Here is a 19,741-nt window from a genome sequence, read left to right on the forward strand (position 1 = left end):
ATATTCCCCTAAAAGTCGCGAAAGAGTATCATATCTCTCAGCTAGCATTAATAAAAACAGATATAGATGCCGAAAATGGCTGAAAAGTGTCCCTAATGTCGTGTATAAGGAAGTGATTGTGAGTAAAGAAGTTGTCATCAAACAAGTGGATCTCATCGAGAGCGTAGCCGATTCCCTACAATATATCTCTTACTATCATCCTAAGGATTTCGTCGATGCAATGACGCAAGCCTATGAACGTGAAGAGAGCGCTGCTGCAAAAGATGCTATCGCTCAAATCTTGATAAATTCACGTATGTCTGCCGAAGGCAAGAGACCTCTGTGCCAAGACACGGGTATTGTGACTTGTTTCGTCAAGGTCGGTATGGCTGTTAAGTGGGATAAAACAGACATGACCATTCAGCAGATGGTCGATGAGGGCGTAAGACAAGCCTATCTCAATCCAGACAACCCACTGCGTGCATCCATAGTCGCAGATCCAGCCGGGGCACGTAAAAATACCAGAGATAATACGCCATCTGTGGTCCATATCGATATGATACCAGGCAATCACATCGAGGTTGCTATCGCAGCTAAAGGTGGCGGTTCTGAAAATAAATCTAAGATGGCCATGCTAAATCCATCTGATGATATTGCCGCTTGGGTTGAAAGAACCTTGCCAACCATGGGAGCGGGCTGGTGTCCTCCGGGCATGTTAGGTATAGGTATCGGCGGTACAGCTGAGAAAGCGGCCGTTTTAGCGAAAGAATCCTTGATGGATCCGGTCGATATTCACGAACTACAGCAAAGAGGCGCCGAGACGGCCGAAGAAAAGTTACGTCTCGATATCTTCGAGCGTGCCAACAACTTGGGCATAGGTGCACAAGGGCTCGGTGGCTTGACAACCGTCCTAGACGTGAAGATTAAATCACTGCCTACTCACGCGGCGTCTAAGCCTGTTGTCATGATCCCCAATTGCGCCGCGACGCGGCATGTACATTTCCATCTTGATGGCACTGGACCTGCGGAATTAACGCCGCCTTCTCTGGAAGACTGGCCTGTGATCACCCGTGAAGTGGGGGAGAACACACACAGGGTCAACCTAGATACCGTGACACAAGCCGAGATAGAAAAGTGGAAGAGTGGTGATACCTTGCTCCTCAACGGTAAGATGCTGACGGGTCGCGATGCGGCTCATAAACGCATTCAGACCCTTATCGAATCCGGTGAAGGGCTTCCCGAAGGCGTCGACTTTACCGGTAAGTTTATCTATTACGTCGGTCCGGTCGATCCTGTGGGCAGTGAAGTTGTCGGCCCTGCGGGTCCTACAACGGCGACCCGCATGGATAAGTTTACCGATCTAATGCTAGAGAAAACTGGCTTGATGGGCATGATAGGTAAGGCCGAACGTGGCCCTGCCACCGTTGCATCAATCAAGAAGCACAAGGCTGTGTATCTTATGGCTGTTGGCGGCGCGGCTTATCTGGTGTCTAAAGCCATTAAGAAGTCACGTGTGGTAGCCTTTGCCGACTTAGGCATGGAAGCTATCTATGAGTTCGATGTTAAAGATATGCCAGTCACAGTGGCGGTTGACTCCAAGGGCGTGAATGTTCATGAAACCGGTCCTGCACAATGGAAAGTGAGCCTGGAACCCGCGAAATAACACACTTGTTTCTAAAGTAAAGTTTGGCTTAGGTGTCTTGCCTAAGCCAAATATTTTGGATAGTGTGCGCATATTCAGCTCGATAGATTAAAATTTTTTATGTCTGCAGGGATGCTTGCTAATAACACCAGCTAACTTAGGTGTCGGATGAATGTTGGACAGTTTAACTCGCTGACCATCTGGACTATACGCCAATCGGTTAGATTGAAATCACAAAAGATGATAATAACAATGAAAAAAACTGCAATCATACTCGCTATGGCTGGTGCTGGAGTCGCTATGTCGGCTCAAGCCTCATCACCACAGCCTTTCAAGGTTCAAGATCTCGTTAAAATCAACAAACTTCATTCATCAACTTTATCTAGCGATGGTAACAGCATCGTATTTGGCATCAAAAAATTTGATGCTGAAGGTAAGGCCAGTTCAGACCTTTATATTCAAGACTTGACCCAAATGGGATCGGAGCCGAAGCAACTCACGTTTGCTGCCGGTACCGAACATAGTGCCGCTTTTTCGGCCGACGACCAGTCAGTCTACTTTCTGGCTTCACGTGATGGTTCGAGCCAACTGTATAAGTTACCTCTGACAGGCGGTGAAGCTAGGCAAGTGTCAGACCTACCACTGGATGTGGAAGGCTTTAAACTGTCTCAAGACGGCAAGCAAGTGGTCTTGAACATGCGTGTCTTCCCGGACTGCCAAGATCTGAAATGCTCTGAGGATAAATTCACCGCAGAAGCTGAACGTAAATCCAACGGCCGTGAATATAAACAATTGATGATCCGTCATTGGGATACCTGGAGCGATAACTCCCGCAGTCATCTGTTTGTGGCACAATTGAACGGTGACAAGATCACCACTGCCGTGGATGTCACCGCTGGGCTGGACACGGAAACGCCACCTAAACCTTTCTCCGGCATGGAAGAGGTGACCTTTACCCCTGATGGTAAATATGTGGTTTATAGCGCTAAGGCGCCGAGTAAAGATCAGGCCTGGATCACTAACTATGACTTGTGGCAGGTGCCGGTAACGGGTGGTGATGCGGTTAATTTAACCGAGTCTAACAAGGCGTGGGATGCACATCCGACATATTCTGCCGATGGCCGCTACTTAGCTTATCTGGCAATGAAAAAGCCGGGCTTCGAAGCCGACAGATATCGCATCATGTTGCGTGATACCGTGACGGGCCAGGAAAAAGAAGTTGCGCCCCTATGGGACAGAAGTGCGAGTTCATTGACCTTTGGTAAAGATAATCGAACCTTATACGTCACGGCTCAAGATGTGGGTCAAGTCACCATTTTTGAAGTGAACACTCAATTTGGTGATGTAAAAACCTTATACAACGAGGGCAGCAACAGCATAGTCGGCGTGACGGCGGACAAGATTATCTTCAATCACAAGAGTCTGGTACAGCCAGGTGATCTTCATTCTATCAATTTAGATGGTCAGGGCTTACAAAAACTGACCGATATCAATAGCGAGAAACTCGCCAAGATTAAATTTGGTGAGTTCGAGCAGTTCAGTTTCAAGGGTTGGAATAATGAAGAGGTCCATGGTTACTGGATTAAGCCATCGAACTTCAAGGCTGGCACTCAGTATCCTATTGCGTTTCTGGTTCACGGCGGGCCTCAGGGCTCATTCGGTAATTCATTCAGCAGTCGCTGGAATGCTCAACTCTGGGCCGGTGCGGGTTACGGCGTGGTGATGATCGATTTCCACGGCTCTACCGGCTATGGGCAGGCATTCACCGACTCTATCTCTAAAGATTGGGGCGGTAAGCCACTGGAAGATCTGCAAAAAGGCCTAGCCGCCGTGACCAAGCAACAGAAATGGTTAGATTCTAGCCGTACCTGTGCACTCGGTGGGTCATATGGTGGCTATATGATGAACTGGATCCAGGGTAACTGGAGCGATGGCTTCAATTGTCTGGTTAACCATGCTGGTTTGTTCGATATGCGCTCCATGTATTATGTGACCGAAGAGCTCTGGTTCCCCGAATATGAGTTCGGTGGTACATATGATGAGAACAAGGACTTGTATGAGAAATTCAATCCAGTCAATTACGTAGAGAACTGGAAGACACCTATGTTAATCATTCATGGTGAGCAAGATTTCCGAGTGCCTTATGGACAAAGTCTGGCTGCGTTTACCTTTATGCAGAGAAAAGGCATTCCATCTGAGTTGCTGGTTTATCCGGAAGAGAATCATTGGATCCTCAACCCTGATAACCTGGAACAGTGGTACGCCAATGTCTTGGGTTGGATGGACCGCTGGACTAAAAAGTAACCTGTAATTTACCGCTTAGTATGGTTAGATGAAAAGGTCAGATATTTATCTGGCCTTTTTTGTCGATGATTTTTGAATAAAGTGTATATCGTTTTCAGGTCTCAAAGGAGTGAAGCATGCGGCTTATACAGCTATTAAAGAAAGAGTTAGCACACGAAGCTAGGGAGTGGGTAGATGAATCAATTATCACCCATGAGCAAGGCCAAGCGATTTTGGCTAAATATGGTGAGTCTCTGGATAATGACGCCAATAAAACAAGCTTTGGTTATTATCTATTAATGGCATTAGGCAGTCTATTTATCGGACTGGCCCTCATATTAATCATTTCTCATAACTGGGATGAGATCCCAAGCTTGGTTAAAACCGGCGTCTTAATCTTATTGACTGCCACCACGAACCTAATTGGCTTGCGTTTATATCTGACTAACCGGTATCAAGCCGCAAATATTTGGGTGTTTTTTGGGGCCATATCCTATGGCGCCAGTATTATGCTCATTGCGCAAATTTACCACTTAGGTGAGCATTATCCAGATGGTATATATTGGTGGGCGTTAGGGGTGTTACCTTTAGTGCTATTAACCCGAAGTCGTTTACTGTCATTATTGATGCTCGCACTTGCTACAATTTGGCTGTGCGTAGAGGTCGGTGAAGCATTTTTCCCCTCTAGCTATCCTGTCTTTCTCTTATCTGCCCTGTTCCTGGCGCTGTATTGCCGCTCAACACCCACCATATTTGTCTTTAGTCTGTTTGCACTGCTGGTTTGGCTTAACTTAGCCTTGGCTTGGCTGATGGGTAGCGGCATTCATTATGAGCCCTTTGGTGACTTGCTGCCGTTCTCTCTCGCGCTTGGGTTAGTATTCAATGGCTTGGCCTGGGCATTGATGCGTACATCGAATCCTACATGGCGAGAGTATGGACTCGTGTTGCATCTTTGGCTCTTAAGAGTTTCTGTGGTGACTCTGCTCATACTCAGTTTTGAAGGTATCTGGCACGAGTACTCATCAGAAAGTGACATGTCTCTGGTATTGAGTATCGCTGCATTGATTACGGGCGGCGTGATTTCATGGAGCCTGTCTGCTAGAAATAGCCGATACGCCTCGATGCCCGCTGTACTTTTTAGCCTTTGTTTTAGTATTTGCTTTATTGCTCAAGCCTACTTTAGCAGTGGCGATATGATTGCTGCAGTCACTATCAATTTTTTATTGCTGGTGCTGGGCATAAGTTTGATTAGGCGGGGCATAGAGCAAGATGAAACCCAATACTTTTATACCGGAGTCGTGGCGTTGTTAGCGACGGCATTTGTGCGATACTTTGATCTTATCGGTGATTATCTCGGCGGCGCGCTGCTGTTTCTGATTGCCGCGTCTATCATGATGCTTGCTGCCAGATATTGGCGATTACGCGGGCAAACAGAGCTTGGAGGGCGAACCGATGAAGCTTAATTCAGGGCTAGTGCAAGATACGAACTGGTATCAGAGTCATACCTTTAAGATAGGACTCATAGTCGCGATCACTCTTCAGCTTTCGGTGCTAGTGGTAGAGTATTTGGGCTCAGTCTGGCCAATTTGGACCGGCACCCCAATCATACTCAAAACCCAGCCTTATGATCCCAGAAGCCTGTTTCGAGGCAATTTTGTGCGTCTTAGTTATGAAATCAGTCAAGTAGAGAGTGATAATGCCAGTGAATATAAGCTAGGCAGTGTCGTCTACGTCAGTGTCAAAGAAGAACTGAACCATTGGCGCTTTCAAAGTATTTCTAAGTTAAAACCGGTAACTGGGCTGTTTATACGTGGAAGGGTCAGGGCTAATTACGGTAACAGTTTATCTATCGAGTACGGTATAGAGGCATTTTTCATGCCCAAGGAGAAAGCGCTTTTAGCACAAGAAACCCTGAGGGAAGGAGCATTGATGCGTATCTTTGTGTCGGGAAACGGTAAAGCCCGCGCGCAGGAATTTGTCTGCCAAGGTGATGCTTGTTGAGATAACTGACTAAACCCGGAACTCAGTTCCGGGGTGTTATTGTTCTCGTTATTTTATCACTATTTTATCGTTATGGCTTAAATCGTGCCAATATGGATAAACACCCAAGCCATTAATTCATTTTGATACATGACTCACAAAAATAAGGGCTGAGTGAAAACACCTCTGGTTTTATGGTAAAAAGCGAGTAGTTTAATGATTGGGTAATGGGGTTCTACTCTATATCAATGGACTGATATTAAACCGCCTTCTGGGCTGATGACTCCTGGCATTTATAACGAATTAAGATCGTTAGAGGTCGGGCACAGCTGTATCAATTTCCTTCCACAACGGTCTTCCTAGCCATTTAAGCGAAGAGACTGCTATGAATTATTCTACCGAAATTCAAAATATGTGTCCTATAGCAAGAGGACCCAATCATGCTAATGCGCCCGTCCCCATAGAGGGAAACTTTATCCACGTCACAGAAGTCAGCCATATCTCAGGTGTCACCCATGGTGTCGGGACGTGTGCGCCGCAGCAGGGTGCGGCCAAACTGACCCTCAATGTAAAAGACGGCATCATCGAAGAGTGCTTGATAGAGACCGTTGGTTGCTCTGGCATGACACATTCAGCCGCCATGGCCTCTGAGATCATGACGGGCAAGACCTTACTCGAAGCCATGAATACCGATCTTGTGTGTGATGCCATCAATGTGGCCATGCGCGAGCTGTTTCTGCAGATGGCCTACGGACGCAGTCAAACCGCATTCTCTCAAGGCGGTTTGCCTATTGGGGCCGGGTTGGAAGATTTAGGCAAAGGGCTGCGCTCTCAAGTGGGGACCACCTATGGCACCCGGGCCAAGGGGGTTCGTTATCTGGACCTTGCCGAAGGATACATTACCCGAATGGCATTGGATGAAGACACTGAGGTGATCGGTTATGAATATGTGCAACTGGGTAAGATGATGGCATTAGTGGCCGATGGCGTCGATGCAAATGAAGCCATCGACAGAGCCAAGAGCCATTACGGTCGATTCGATGAAGCCGTGTCATACATTAACCCAAGAAAACAGTAGGGGATCATCATGATTGAATTTGAACGTAGCGTGGAACGTATGCCACGTATTCAGCAGATATTGGATATGTATGGCCTAGAGAGTCTAACTAACAGCCGTGACTTGTGTAATAAGCATGGCTTCGATCCCTTCGACATAGTGAAAGAGACACAAACCATCGCCTTCGATGATGCGGCCTGGGCTTACACCTTAGGGGCCGCTATTGCCATAAAACAACAGAAGTTTAAGGCCTATGAGGCGGCGAATGCCATCGGTGAAGGCTTGCAGGCTTTCACCATACCTGGCTCGGTAGCTGAGCAGAGGAAGGTAGGCTTGGGCCACGGCAACCTTGCCTCACGCCTCTTGTCTGAAGAGTCCCGTTGTTTCTGTTTTCTCGCGGGCCATGAATCCTTTGCCGCAGCCGAGGGGGCCATCAAGATAGCCCAGAATGCCAACAAGGTCAGACAATCGCCTTTAAGGGTGATTCTTAATGGTCTGGGGAAAGATGCGGCCTACCTTATTGCCCGCATCAATGGTTTTAACTATGTGGAGACTCGGTTTGATTATGCGACCGACGAGCTCAGCGTGGTGCGTGAGAAGCGATTTGGTAAGGACGTGCGTGGAGAGATCAACTGTTATGGCGCCGATGATGTGATGGAAGGCGTGGCCATCATGCACAAAGAAGGGGTGGATATCTCTATCACAGGCAATTCGACTAATCCCACCCGTTTCCAGCATCCTGTGGCCGGCACTTACAAGAAAGAGCGTCTGTTGTTGAAACAAGCTTACTTCTCTGTGGCATCAGGCGGCGGAACCGGACGTACTCTGCATCCGGATAATGTTGGCGCCGGCCCTGCTAGCTATGGCATGACAGATACTATGGGTAGGATGCACAGCGATGCCCAGTTTGCAGGCTCTTCCTCGGTACCCGCCCATGTGGAGATGATGGGTTTGGTTGGCATGGGAAATAACCCTATGGTGGGGGCCAGCGTGGCAATCGCCGTGGCCATCGAACAGGCGTTTAGTTAATACCCTAGGTATACAGGCTAGATTTTCCCTTGGTATATTTAGTCAATCAGATGAATAGATTGGGATGACTTTTCGTATTCCAAAAACAGAAAAAACCGAAGTCGTGTGACTCCGGTTTTTTGTTTCCCTTATCCCTATTGGGGATTTAGTCGGGGTAGTTAGTAGGGCATTAGCCGAACTGGTTCATGGTGTTGTCTTTACCCGACGCCTTCAGCGCCTGATCACCAGAGAAGTATTCCTTGTGAGCATCACCCATATCTGAGCCAGCCATGTTCTGGTGCTTAACACAGGCGATACCCTGGCGGATCTCTTTGCGCTGCACATTAGCCACATAACCTAGCATGCCTTGGTCACCGAAGTACTCTTTCGCCAAGTTGTCCGTAGACAAGGCAGCCGTGTGGTAAGTCGGTAGCGTGATCAGGTGATGGAAGATACCGGCTTCACGGGCTGAGTCGGCCTGGAAGGTACGGATTTTCTCGTCCGCCTGAATACCGAGTTCAGTTTCGTCATACTTGATATTCATCAAGTCAGCACGTTCGTAACTTGATACATCATTACCAGCTTCTTGCATGATATCAAAGATCTGTTGACGGAAGTTAAGCGTCCAGTTAAATGAAGGCGAGTTGTTGTAAACCAGCTTAGCATTTGGCACGACTTCACGAATGGCATTGACCATGGCACCAATCTGAGCCACATGAGGCTTCTCGGTCTCAATCCACAATAAGTCAGCGCCGTTCTGAAGACTGGTGATACAGTCGAGCACACAGCGCTCTTCACCAGTACCCGCGCGGAATTTAAACAGGCCATTGGGTAGACGTGAAGGCTTAACCAGCTTATCGCCGCGCTTAAACACTACGTCGCCATTTTCTAAGTTGTCGCTAGTGACTTCTTCTACTTCGATGAAAGAGTTGTACTTGTCACCCAAATCACCCGGCTCTGAAGTTACCGCAATCTTCTGCGTCAGACCCGCACCGAGAGAATCGGTACGTGCCACGATAACGCCATCATCGATGCCAAGTTCTAAGAAGGCATAACGTACGGCATTGATCTTAGCCAAAAACTCAACATGAGGAACCGTTACCTTGCCGTCTTGGTGACCACATTGCTTTACATCGGAAACCTGATTTTCAAGCTGTATACAACAGGCACCGGCTTCAATCATCTGCTTAGCCATCAGGTAAGTGGCTTCTTCGTTGCCAAAACCTGCATCGATATCGGCAATAATAGGTACAACATGGGTCTCGAAATTATCTATCTTATCCTGAATCGCGGCTTTATCGGCGGCGTCGGCATTATCAAGTTCACGGAACAGGCCGCCCAACTCACGAGCATCGGCTTGGCGAAGGAAAGTATAAAGCTCGGCAATTAGGCTAGCGACTGAAGTCTTCTCATGCATTGATTGGTCAGGCAGAGGACCGAACTCACTGCGAAGGGCTGCAACCATCCAACCCGAAAGATAGAGGTAACGTCGTTTCGTAGTCAAAAGATGCTTCTTAATCGCAATCATCTTCTGTTGGCCGATGAAACCGTGCCAACATCCTAGTGATTGAGTGTACTGAGAGCTATCAGCATCATAGTTAGCCATGTCTTCACGCATTATCTTGGCGGTATACTTAGCTATGTCTAAACCCGTCTTAAATTGGTTCTGAGTGCGCATACGAGCGACTGACTCAGGATTGATTGCATTCCAGGCACTACCTTCATTCTCAATCAAGCTTGCTGCAGTATCAATATCGGTTCGGTAATTTGACATGGTAAGTCCCTTCCTACAAAAAATAATTATCAACGATTGCTTCCGTTCAAAATAATAGTAATATTGAGCTAAATTAGTCTAATTTATAGTAATTATCTTCGGTATTTGTTTTATGAATATATCTCGTATTGACCTGAATTTGTTGGTTTATTTTGATGTCTTGCTCAGGGAGTTGAATGTAACCCGAGCCGCAGATCAGCTGGGGATCAGCCAACCGGCCATGAGTAATGGTCTTAAAAGGTTAAGGGTTTTGTTCGACGATCCGCTCTTAATCAGAACCAGTAAGGGGATGACACCGACAGAGAGGGCAAGTGAGTTAAAACCTGTGATCCGTGAGCTATTAATTGGGCTGGAGAAAGCCGTACAACCCAAAGCCGAGTTTAATGCATTAGAGAGTGAGCAAGTGTTTCGCATGATGGCGTCGGATTATGCCGAGTCTACCCTTATTCCCTTGTTGATCGCTCGCTTGCGTAATGAAGCACCGAAAGTCATTTTGGATATCATGACCCCAAGCGATGTCAATTTTGCCGATGTGGAACAGGGTAGAGTGGATATGGCGATTAACCGCTTCGATGAAATCCCTCAATCTTTTCATCAAAAAGTGCTCTGGAAAGATACATTCAGTTGCCTCATTAACCGCACTAATCCAGTATTGAGGGACTTTAATTTAGACAATTATCTTAAGTCTCATCACGTCTGGGTGAGTAAGACCGGCATGGGGGTCGGGGTCGGCATGGATCCCGATGATGTCCAACGTCTGGGCTGGGTAGATGAGGCCCTCGCAAAAATTGGTGCAAAACGTCGTATCACAGTATTCACCCGAAATTATCAAGCGGCCAGTTCATTGGCGGAGAGGCAAGATTTGATTGCCACTGTGCCCAGTAAAATGGCCAGATTACAGCAAGATAATACCCGAGTCAGTATAGTGACACCGCCATTCGATATCCCCCCATAGAGTTGACCATGGCCTGGAGCCCCTTATTGCAACATAATCCGGCTCACAGATGGATGAGAGAACTCATCACTGAAACTGCCAGAATCATAGATAGATTCTAGTCATTGGACATCAAGTTTTATTTAAGTAATATAAGTTTTATGAATGCTAGCTATAACTACGATAAATTAGTGATATACATTTAGGCTGGATAAACTGAACAAAACTTCTACTAACATTCTGCTCTTATGAGTCTTCATGTAGAGTGAGGTTCAATCGGCTTCATTTTTTAGCAATAGAGACAGGCACGACATAGTCAATGACACCTATCGGAAGGGAAAAATATGACATCACGTATTCAAGTTGGCAATTTACAGGTCGCTACATCATTATTTAAATTAGTTAATGAGCAGATTATTCCTGGGACCGACATCTCATCGGAAAGGTTTTGGAACTCACTTGAATCCATTATTGATGATCTAACGCCAAAGAATAGAAGTTTATTGGCCCGCCGCGATGAGTTACAAGCTCAGATAGATAAGTGGCATACAGATAATAAAGTCCATGATCCTCTGGCCTATAAAGCATTTTTGCAAGAGATAGATTACCTCGTTCCAGAAGGCGACGATTTCAGTATTACCACAGAAAATGTAGATATTGAAATTGCCCAGCAAGCGGGTCCTCAGCTTGTAGTCCCGGTTAAAAATGCCCGTTTTGCCCTAAATGCTGCGAATGCGCGATGGGGTAGTTTATATGATGCCCTCTATGGTACCGATGCCATCAGTGAAGAAGGCGGCGCCGAGATGGGTAGCGGTTTCAATCCGGTACGTGGTAGTAAGGTGATAGCGTTTGCCAAGCAACACTTAGATCAACTGGCTCCTTTAGCGGTAGGCAGCCATCGCGAGGCAAGCCATTACCAAATAGATGGAAACCAGCTGGTTATCACCCTAAGGGATGGAACTGATACTGGGCTCAAGCAGCCTGAAAAGTTGGTGGGTTATCTCGGTAATTTGGTTGCTCCCCATGCAGTCTTACTCAAAAATAATGGTCTGCATGTGGAGATCCAGATAGACAGACATCACGTCATAGGTAAGACAGATCTGGCTGGCATGAAAGATCTGCTGGTAGAAGCTGCTGTGACCACCATCATGGATTGTGAAGACTCGGTGGCTGCTGTCGATGCCGAAGATAAGTGTGAGGTCTATCAAAACTGGTTAGGCTTAATGAAAGGCGATCTCAAAGCCCATCTGACTAAAGGCGACAAGACCATCACTCGAGAGCTCAACCTTGATCGTCATTATCTGTGTCCTCTTGGAAGGGAGTTTACTCTGCCTGGTCGAAGCCTGTTATTTATCCGGAACGTCGGTCACTTGATGACCAATGATGCCATTTTAGACAAGGCGGGTGATGAGGTTCCCGAGGGGATCTTAGATGGCATGGTGTCGGTGCTGGCTGCAATGCACGATCTTAAGGGCAATAATAAGCAGCGGACTAATAGCCGAGCTGGATCGATCAATATTGTTAAACCTAAGATGCATGGACCGGATGAGGTGGCGTTTACCTGTGAGCTGTTTACCCGCATCGAAGATGCGCTGAGCCTGTCCAGAAATACCATCAAACTTGGGATCATGGATGAAGAGCGCAGGACGACAGTAAACTTAAAAGAGTGTATTCGCGTGGCTAAGGAGAGAGTGGTGTTTATTAACACAGGATTTCTCGATAGAACTGGCGATGAGATCCATACCTCTATGCTCGCCGGGCCTTTTGTGCCAAAAACACAGATGAAACAGCAAGCCTGGATCAATGCCTATGAGGATTGGAATGTCGATGTCGGTCTGGCATGTGGTTTACCTGGTCGTGCTCAGATTGGCAAGGGGATGTGGGCCATGCCAGATGAGATGGCGTCCATGCTTGCACAAAAGTCAGCCCATCCCAATGCGGGGGCTAACACTGCCTGGGTGCCATCACCCAATGGCGCCATACTGCATTCGACTCATTATCATCAGATCAACGTCGCCGAGAAACAGCTGGAATTGTCTAACAGAACCCATGCTAAATTAGATGACATTCTGACCATTCCCTTGTTATCGGAAACCTTGACAGATGAGCAGATCCAACGTGAACTCGACAACAATGCCCAGGGGATCTTAGGTTACGTTGTGCGTTGGATTGATCATGGTGTCGGTTGCTCGAAAGTGCCCGATATCAATAACGTGGGCCTAATGGAAGACAGGGCAACCTTGAGAATATCATCACAATATATTGCCAATTGGCTGGAGCATAAGATCTGCACCGAAGAGCAAGTTACCGCGTCCATGAAGAGGATGGCTGCTGTTGTCGATAAGCAAAATGTCGGTGATGCGCTCTATCACAAAATGGCGCCAGATTTCAGCGGTATCGCCTTTAACACGGCGCTTGATCTGGTGTTCAAAGGAAAAGAGCAGCCTTCGGGTTACACTGAGCCCTTGCTGCACGCTTATCGGATTAAAAAGAAGGCTGAGCAAGCTCAATAAAATAGATACGCCACCATCCCTTTGATATTTTAAATAAAAAGCCAGTTAACATTATGATGTTAACTGGCTTTCTTATACGGCTGATTTTATACCGATTGGGAGCAGCTAGTGTTTAGACCCTATGCACATGGAACTGGTATTAGCTATCGCTATAGGCGTTGCCATAGAAACTGTCGAGCAGTATCTGCTTTAGCTCTGCTATCAGGGGATACCTAGGGTTCGCTCCGGTACATTGATCATCGAAGGCATCTTCGGCTAACTCGTCTAGTTTAGCTAGGAAGTCGGCTTCGTTGACGCCTGCATCTTGGATTGAAGCCGGAATGCCAATCGTCTTCTTGAGCTCATCGATTTTTTCAAGCAAAGCTTTAACTTTCTCTTCATCTGTATTACCACTTAAGTCTAGGTAGTCTGCAATCTTTGCATAGCGACAAAGAGCCTTTGGTCGATCGTATTGGCTAAATGCCGCCTGTTTAGTGGGCATGTCAGTCGCATTGAAACGGACAACATTGCTGATGAGCAATGCATTTGCCAGGCCATGGGCAAGATGAAATTCGGCGCCTAACTTATGGGCCATAGAGTGACAGACTCCAAGGAAGGCATTAGCAAAAGCTATGCCTGCGATGGTAGAGCCATTATGTACCTTCTCGCGTGCCACGGGCGCCGCAGCGCCCAGATTATAGGCATCGGGAAGGTGCTTAAATAACAGGTCTAATGCTTGCAGAGCTTGGCCATCACTGTATTCGTTGGCCATCACACTGACATAGGCTTCCAGTGCATGGGTGATGGCATCTATTCCACCGAAGGCGGTGAGAGATTTGGGCATGTCCATGACTAAATTAGGATCGATTATGGCCATGTTCGGTGTTAATTGATAATCGGCAATAGGGTACTTCATTCCCGTGGTTTCATCTGTCACTACCGCGAATGGCGTGACTTCTGAACCTGTGCCTGAGGTGGTCGGGATGGCGACCATCTGCGCTTTGACACCCAATTTAGGGAACTTGTAGATACGCTTGCGAATATCCATAAATCTGAGGGCGAGATCGGCAAAATCCACATCGGGATGCTCATACATGACCCAGATAATCTTAGCCGCATCCATGGGAGAGCCGCCGCCCAGTGCGATGATCACATCGGGTTGAAAGCTATGGGCCACCTTGGCGCCTTGTTTGACGATGGCTAAGGTAGGATCGGCTTCTACTTCATAAAATATCTCAGTTTCTAATCCCTGAGCCTTGAGGATCTTGACGGTTTCGTCACAATATCCATTATTGAACAGATACTTGTCTGTAACTATCAGTGCTCGTTTTTTGTCACTCAGTTCCTCGAGTGCAATAGGCAAGCTACCACGGCGGAAATAGATAGATGAAGGAAGCTTGTGCCACAACATGTTTTCAGCCCTCTTAGCGACCATTTTTTTGTTAATCAGGTGACTCGGTCCCACATTTTCTGAGATGGAGTTGCCGCCCCATGAGCCACAACCTAAGGTGAGTGAAGGTGCTAGCTTGAAGTTATACAGATCGCCGATGCCGCCTTGGGAGGCTGGTGTGTTGATCAATATGCGGGCGGTCTTCATGCGAAAACCGAAGGTCTTGACGCGATCTTCTTGTGTATCTTGGTCGGTATAGAGACCCGAGGTGTGTCCTATTCCGCCCAAGGTGACCAGGGCCTCCGCCTTATCCATAGCATCATCGAAGTCTTTGGCTCGATACATACCCAATAAAGGAGAGAGTTTTTCATGGGCAAAGGCTTCGGCGTCATTGATATCTGTCGCCTCGCCAATCAAGACCTTAGTCCAATGGGGGACGTCTAGACCAGCCATGGAGGCGATATCTATCGCGCTCTGTCCGACGATGTCGGCATTGAGTCCGCCATTCTTGAGTATGACGCCTTGCATGGCCTCTGATTCATCGGCACTGAGAATATAGCCGCCGTGAGTTGCGAAGCGCTCTTTCACTGTGTCATAAATTTCATCGACGACGATCACCGCTTGCTCTGATGCACACACGACGCCGTTATCGAAGGTTTTAGACATCAATATTGAGCTGACAGCACGCTTGATGTCAGCGGTTTCATCTATCACGATTGGGGTATTACCCGCGCCGACGCCGATGGCGGGTTTGCCTGAAGAATAAGCCGCTTTTACCATGCCGGGTCCACCGGTGGCTAAGATGAGGTTTATCTTGTCATGGGTCATCAAGCGATTCGACAATGCGACACTCGGCTCATCTATCCAACCGATAATATCTTTCGGAGCTCCGGCTTTAACGGCAGCATCCAGTACGATGCGTGCTGCGGTTGTGGTCGACTCTTTCGCCCTGGGATGAGGTGAGAAGATGATGCCATTACGGGTCTTGAGGCTGATAAGCGCTTTAAAGATGGCGGTGGAAGTTGGGTTAGTGGTGGGGACTATGCCACAGATGATACCGACAGGTTCGGCTATGGTTATGGTGCCGAAGGTGGGGTCTTCATCTATTATGCCGCAGGTCTTCGAGTCCTTATACTTGTTATAGATGTATTCGGAGGCGAAGTGATTCTTGATCACCTTATCTTCAATCACGCCCATGCCAGTTTCTGATGCTGCCATCTTAGCCAGAGATATTCTTGCATCGGCCGCCGCTAACGCCGCCGCTCTGAAGATGATATCGACTTGTTCCTGACTGAAGTTAGCAAACTGGGCTTGTGCATCTGCAACTCGTTGTACAAGAAGATCGAGTTCTTGCTCATTGGTCACTGTCATTTTGTATTTCCTTGAAAAAATTTAGCCAAAATCGGTTTTGGCTAAATCTTCTCGATGACTAAAAATTACACCCAAACCCCCTCGATAACCGTGATCTTAGCCACAGTTTGCGGCCTTGTTGTAATTAAATTACATTGTTAACGACTTGTTTGTTTAATTGGTGAGCTGTGATGTTTTTAATCGGAATAAAAAAACTCATTTTTACCGGATGAAATCATAAGGTAAACTCGTCTGCTCAATACAAGGGCGATGGCAAATTAGCTAACGCTTTAATCTGTATTTACACTCGAGGATATGTCGTTGGATTATACATTTTATGTTAAGTTTTTTTTAGGCTTGTTGGCCATCATCAACCCTGTGGGTCTTTTACCTGTGTTTGTGAGCTTAACCAGTCATCAAAATGATATCGAACGCAATCATACGGGAAAAGTGGCTAACTTTGCCGTTGTGGTTATCTTGCTGGTGACCATATTTGCCGGTCAGCATATTCTAAACTTGTTCAGTATCTCGCTGTCGGCTTTTAGGATAGCCGGTGGTTCCTTGATTGCGATCATTGCCATGTCTATGCTGCAGGGAAAATTGGGTGAGGTTAAACGTAACAAGGAAGAAGACAGGGAATCATCGGGCATGGAGTCGGTTGCCGTGGTACCTCTGGCCTTACCCTTGATGGCTGGCCCAGGTGCCATTAGCTCTGTGATTGTGTCTGCGGCTGAAAATAACACCTTTATCAATCATGTCGGCATGTCTATCACAGTCATGGTATTTGGTTTAACCAGCTTTATGCTCTTTAGGGCGGCGCCCGTGATATATAAAGTGCTGGGGAAAACGGGTATTAATGTCATTACTAGATTGATGGGACTCTTGATGCTATCTATTGGTATCGAAGTGATCGTGGCAGGGTTTAAAGGCCTGTTTCCCAATTTGCTGAATTAGCCATTTAAGTATTAAGCTTAATCAGGATTTACGTAATTTTTCATTATTGTTTCACATGTGCAGCCAGTAAGGCGCTACATGAGTAAACGCTGTTTGAATGACTCGAACGGCGTTTTTGTTTCATCATAAAATAACCCTTATAGCGGATCTGTACTAAGATTTTGATAGAGCTCTACCTCCTATATCATGGAAGATTTTATGTCACAGCTTCAGACTCCTCGCCAACCTTTTTTTTTACAATACTGTCATTTAATCAGTCTTCTAACACTCGCCTTTATTTTATGTGCCTGCTCCCGAGAGCAGGTCGATGCCGAACTTCTCTTCATCTTCGGGGAGGAGGGTGCAGCCCCTGGTCAGTTTAAATACGTAGAAGACTTCGCAGTGGATGGCAACGGGAATTTACTGATTACCGATGCGCTCAATGGCAATGTTCAGGTCTTCAGCGCCGACGGCACCTATATTTCCATGTTTGGGGCCACTAAACAGATAGGGGGCTTGAGAAAGCCAGAGGGGATAGCCATAGATGAAGATGGGAATATTCATGTAGCGGATTATTTAACCGGCCATGTAGAGAAGTTTTCATCTGACCATAACCATATGCTGACATATAGCGGTTATGGCAGCGTCGAGGGGAAGACTCAGGAAACCGAATTTATGACGTTTCATCAAAATGGTTTCCTGTATGTGCCCGAGGCTGGCAATAGTCGTATCAGCGTGTTCGATAAAGAGGGGAACTTTCAATTTACCTTCGCACAAAAAGGCAATGAACCGGGTCAGTTAAGCAGGCCTGAAGCCATCAAACATAACAGTCGAGGCTTACTTTATGTTGCCGATCTTGGAAATCACCGAATTCAGGTTTTCGATGAGTACGGTAACTTCCTGTTTCTCTGGGGAAATGAGGGAGATGGTCCGGGAGAATTCAGGAAGCCCTCAGGCTTAGCGATAGACGCTAACGATAATGTGTATGTAGCGGAAATTGGTAATAACCGGATACAGAAATTTAACAGCCGTGGCAAATTTCTGTATATGTTCGGTCAAAGTGGCCGTGAACCCGGCGATTTCGGCAATATACATGGTCTCGTTATAGGTTTGAATAAGTTGCTTTATGTTGCCGATACTGCCAATCATAGAGTGCAAGTTTTTGATGTCAGATGATGTAGGAATTACCTATGTTTATTGCGATGAAAAACCTGTCATTGAGAGATTTACCCATAGCGAAAAAATTTGCTTTGCCTGGTATTGTCTATATTTTGGGGATATTAATCATAACGAGCACTGTGTATGCCTTTATTAATGACCAGCGCGCACGCAATGTTTTGATCTATGACGTTATTACCCAAAAAAATATTTTGTCAAATTTAGAAAGTAACCTTGCTAAGGTCAACGAGGGCCTGAATCAGATGTTATTCTTCGATAGTCGTGAATTTGATGTCTTATTACTGGCGAAGGCCGAAGACTTTCAATCGACTCTGGTGGAGTTTAAGTATATTTCGCAGCGGCATGCTTTTATCAATGATGAGTCTTTGGCTGAAGAGATAGAACCCGTCCTCGAACTGATGAGGACCCAGTTGATTAAAGTGGTCAGCCTGTCATTTAGTCGCTCTCTCAGAGGCAGCGGAAAGTCATATCAACAAGAATTTATCTTGTATTCGAATCAAATTAGAGCATTTACTAATGATGCCTTGTACGGTAAGTCTGAGCTGGTAGAAGCCTTGTTAAAAGAGAATGTTTATAGAGAATGGCTGTTTTCTGTCCTTTTCCTGTTGGAAGTCACTATCACGGCACTGTTAAGTTATTTTATGCACGTGCTCGTATCCAGGCAACTTATTTTTCCCATCAATAAAATAAAACTCATCAGCGACGAAGTGATTAAGCGCTACGCTTTTAATGATAATAATGCCCTGGACTATGAAATGTTGTTGACGCGACTCGCCTTGATAACATCTAAGGATGAAGTGGGAGATCTAGCTAGGCAATTTTTAGTCATGATGCAGACGATAGATCTTGGCAGACAAATAGAGTCCGAAAAAAAACAAGCGATTGAACATCTCTACAGCACATTAAAACAGACCAATGAACAAGTATTGAAAACAAAGGGGGAATTAAACCTGCGTAATCAAGAGTTAGAACGTATTCACGAGAAGCTGATCACGTCGAATAAACAACTGGAGCAATCGGCCAAGCTTTCTTCAATAGGGGAGATGTCGGCGGGCATTGCTCATGAAATAAATCAGCCACTAGGGGTGATGAGATTATACACAGACTGCATGCTTCTGGTTCAGGGGCATCCCTCTAAGATAAATGACATGCTAGAAAAAAACTTAATGCAAATAGAGCGGATCAGCAAGATCATCAATCACCTAAGACTGTTCAGTCGAGATGAGCAGGGTGAAGAAAGGGAAATCATTGCCGTGGATTGGTTGATCGATCAATCCTTGATCCTCATTTCCCCAGAATTAAAGCTGCTTTCCATCACACTCGCCGTAAATATCCAAAACAAGGGTCAATTTATATTATGTAATCAGGTTCAGCTACTACAAGTGCTGACCAATCTACTCAATAATGCCAAAGATGCCATCATCGAACTCGAATCCTTAGCCCTGCCACAGGGCATAGGAAAACTGATATCGATTAATGTGCAGTGCCGAGCAGAACGTGTCTTGATTGAAGTCAGTGACACGGGTGTAGGGGTTCCAAGCTCACTGATTAGAAAAATATTCCAACCTTTCTACACGACTAAGCCCGTCGGTTCGGGTACTGGGCTCGGGCTTTCTATTTGTTATGGAATAATAGAACAGCATGCCGGCACTATAGAGTGTAGGAGTCAACAAGGCTGTGGAACGACCTTTCTAATCGATTTACCCCATGTGTTAGCATTGAGTTCTTAAAAAGGAGAGA

12 protein-coding genes, 1 pseudogene and 1 riboswitch are annotated in these 19,741 nt (G+C 46.4%); of the genes and pseudogenes, 11 read left to right on the forward strand and 2 right to left on the reverse strand.

Annotated elements, in window-relative coordinates; all coding sequences use genetic code 11:
- The first annotated feature begins 118 nt into the window (after positions 1-118).
- The 6 genes from FM037_RS12985 (at position 119) to FM037_RS13010 (ending at position 7,970) form a co-directional block, all read left to right on the forward strand.
- Complete coding sequence (locus FM037_RS12985) at positions 119-1,642, forward strand: fumarate hydratase (RefSeq protein WP_144046348.1); 1,524 nt, start codon at positions 119-121, stop codon at positions 1,640-1,642.
- Between the two features lie 231 nt (positions 1,643-1,873).
- Positions 1,874-3,925 (forward strand): dipeptidyl-peptidase 5, encoded by a 2,052-nt coding sequence (locus tag FM037_RS12990; protein ID WP_144046349.1) that lies wholly within the window; start codon positions 1,874-1,876, stop codon positions 3,923-3,925.
- Positions 3,926-4,041: 116 nt separating this feature from the next.
- On the forward strand, positions 4,042-5,367 hold the full coding sequence (locus tag FM037_RS12995) for a DUF2157 domain-containing protein (protein ID WP_144046350.1): 1,326 nt from the start codon (positions 4,042-4,044) through the stop codon (positions 5,365-5,367).
- The gene (locus tag FM037_RS13000) at positions 5,357-5,905 is read left to right on the forward strand and encodes a GDYXXLXY domain-containing protein (protein WP_144046351.1); all 549 of its coding nucleotides are present in this window, start codon (positions 5,357-5,359) and stop codon (positions 5,903-5,905) included. The genes FM037_RS12995 and FM037_RS13000 overlap by 11 nt, the downstream gene beginning before the upstream one ends.
- A 193-nt stretch (positions 5,906-6,098) precedes the next feature.
- Positions 6,099-6,180, forward strand: a riboswitch (Fluoride riboswitch).
- Positions 6,181-6,269: 89 nt separating this feature from the next.
- Positions 6,270-6,962, forward strand: a complete 693-nt coding sequence (locus FM037_RS13005) for an iron-sulfur cluster assembly scaffold protein (RefSeq protein ID WP_144046352.1) — start codon at positions 6,270-6,272, stop codon at positions 6,960-6,962.
- 9 nt (positions 6,963-6,971) lie between these two features.
- Complete coding sequence (locus FM037_RS13010; protein ID WP_144046353.1) at positions 6,972-7,970, forward strand: GGGtGRT protein; 999 nt, start codon at positions 6,972-6,974, stop codon at positions 7,968-7,970.
- 169 nt (positions 7,971-8,139) lie between these two features.
- Here the strand turns inward: FM037_RS13010 and FM037_RS13015 are convergent, their stop codons facing one another.
- Positions 8,140-9,723 (reverse strand): isocitrate lyase, encoded by a 1,584-nt coding sequence (locus FM037_RS13015; RefSeq protein WP_144046354.1) that lies wholly within the window; start codon positions 9,721-9,723, stop codon positions 8,140-8,142.
- Between the two features lie 112 nt (positions 9,724-9,835).
- On the opposite strand from FM037_RS13015, the pseudogene FM037_RS13020 reads away from it, so the two are divergent.
- Positions 9,836-10,779: pseudogene (locus FM037_RS13020) on the forward strand (LysR family transcriptional regulator).
- Positions 10,780-11,001: 222 nt separating this feature from the next.
- Positions 11,002-13,170, forward strand: coding sequence for a malate synthase G (locus FM037_RS13025; protein ID WP_144046355.1), 2,169 nt, complete (start codon positions 11,002-11,004; stop codon positions 13,168-13,170).
- A gap of 139 nt (positions 13,171-13,309) precedes the next feature.
- On the opposite strand, the gene adhE is transcribed toward FM037_RS13025, so the two are convergent.
- On the reverse strand, positions 13,310-15,910 hold the full coding sequence (gene adhE / locus FM037_RS13030; RefSeq protein WP_144046356.1) for a bifunctional acetaldehyde-CoA/alcohol dehydrogenase: 2,601 nt from the start codon (positions 15,908-15,910) through the stop codon (positions 13,310-13,312).
- 300 nt (positions 15,911-16,210) lie between these two features.
- On the opposite strand from adhE, the gene FM037_RS13035 reads away from it, so the two are divergent.
- The 3 genes from FM037_RS13035 to FM037_RS13045 all read left to right on the forward strand — a co-directional run bounded on the left by FM037_RS13035 (position 16,211) and on the right by FM037_RS13045 (position 19,731).
- A complete protein-coding gene (locus tag FM037_RS13035; RefSeq protein ID WP_144046357.1) occupies positions 16,211-16,843 on the forward strand; it encodes a YchE family NAAT transporter in 633 nt (210 codons plus the stop codon).
- A 198-nt stretch (positions 16,844-17,041) separates the two neighbouring features.
- Complete coding sequence (locus tag FM037_RS13040; protein ID WP_185977023.1) at positions 17,042-17,998, forward strand: 6-bladed beta-propeller; 957 nt, start codon at positions 17,042-17,044, stop codon at positions 17,996-17,998.
- Positions 17,999-18,012: 14 nt separating this feature from the next.
- The gene (locus FM037_RS13045; protein WP_144046359.1) at positions 18,013-19,731 is read left to right on the forward strand and encodes a sensor histidine kinase; all 1,719 of its coding nucleotides are present in this window, start codon (positions 18,013-18,015) and stop codon (positions 19,729-19,731) included.
- Positions 19,732-19,741: the final 10 nt, after the last annotated feature.

Source organism: Shewanella psychropiezotolerans (assembly GCF_007197555.1).
Taxonomy (GTDB): domain Bacteria; phylum Pseudomonadota; class Gammaproteobacteria; order Enterobacterales; family Shewanellaceae; genus Shewanella; species Shewanella psychropiezotolerans.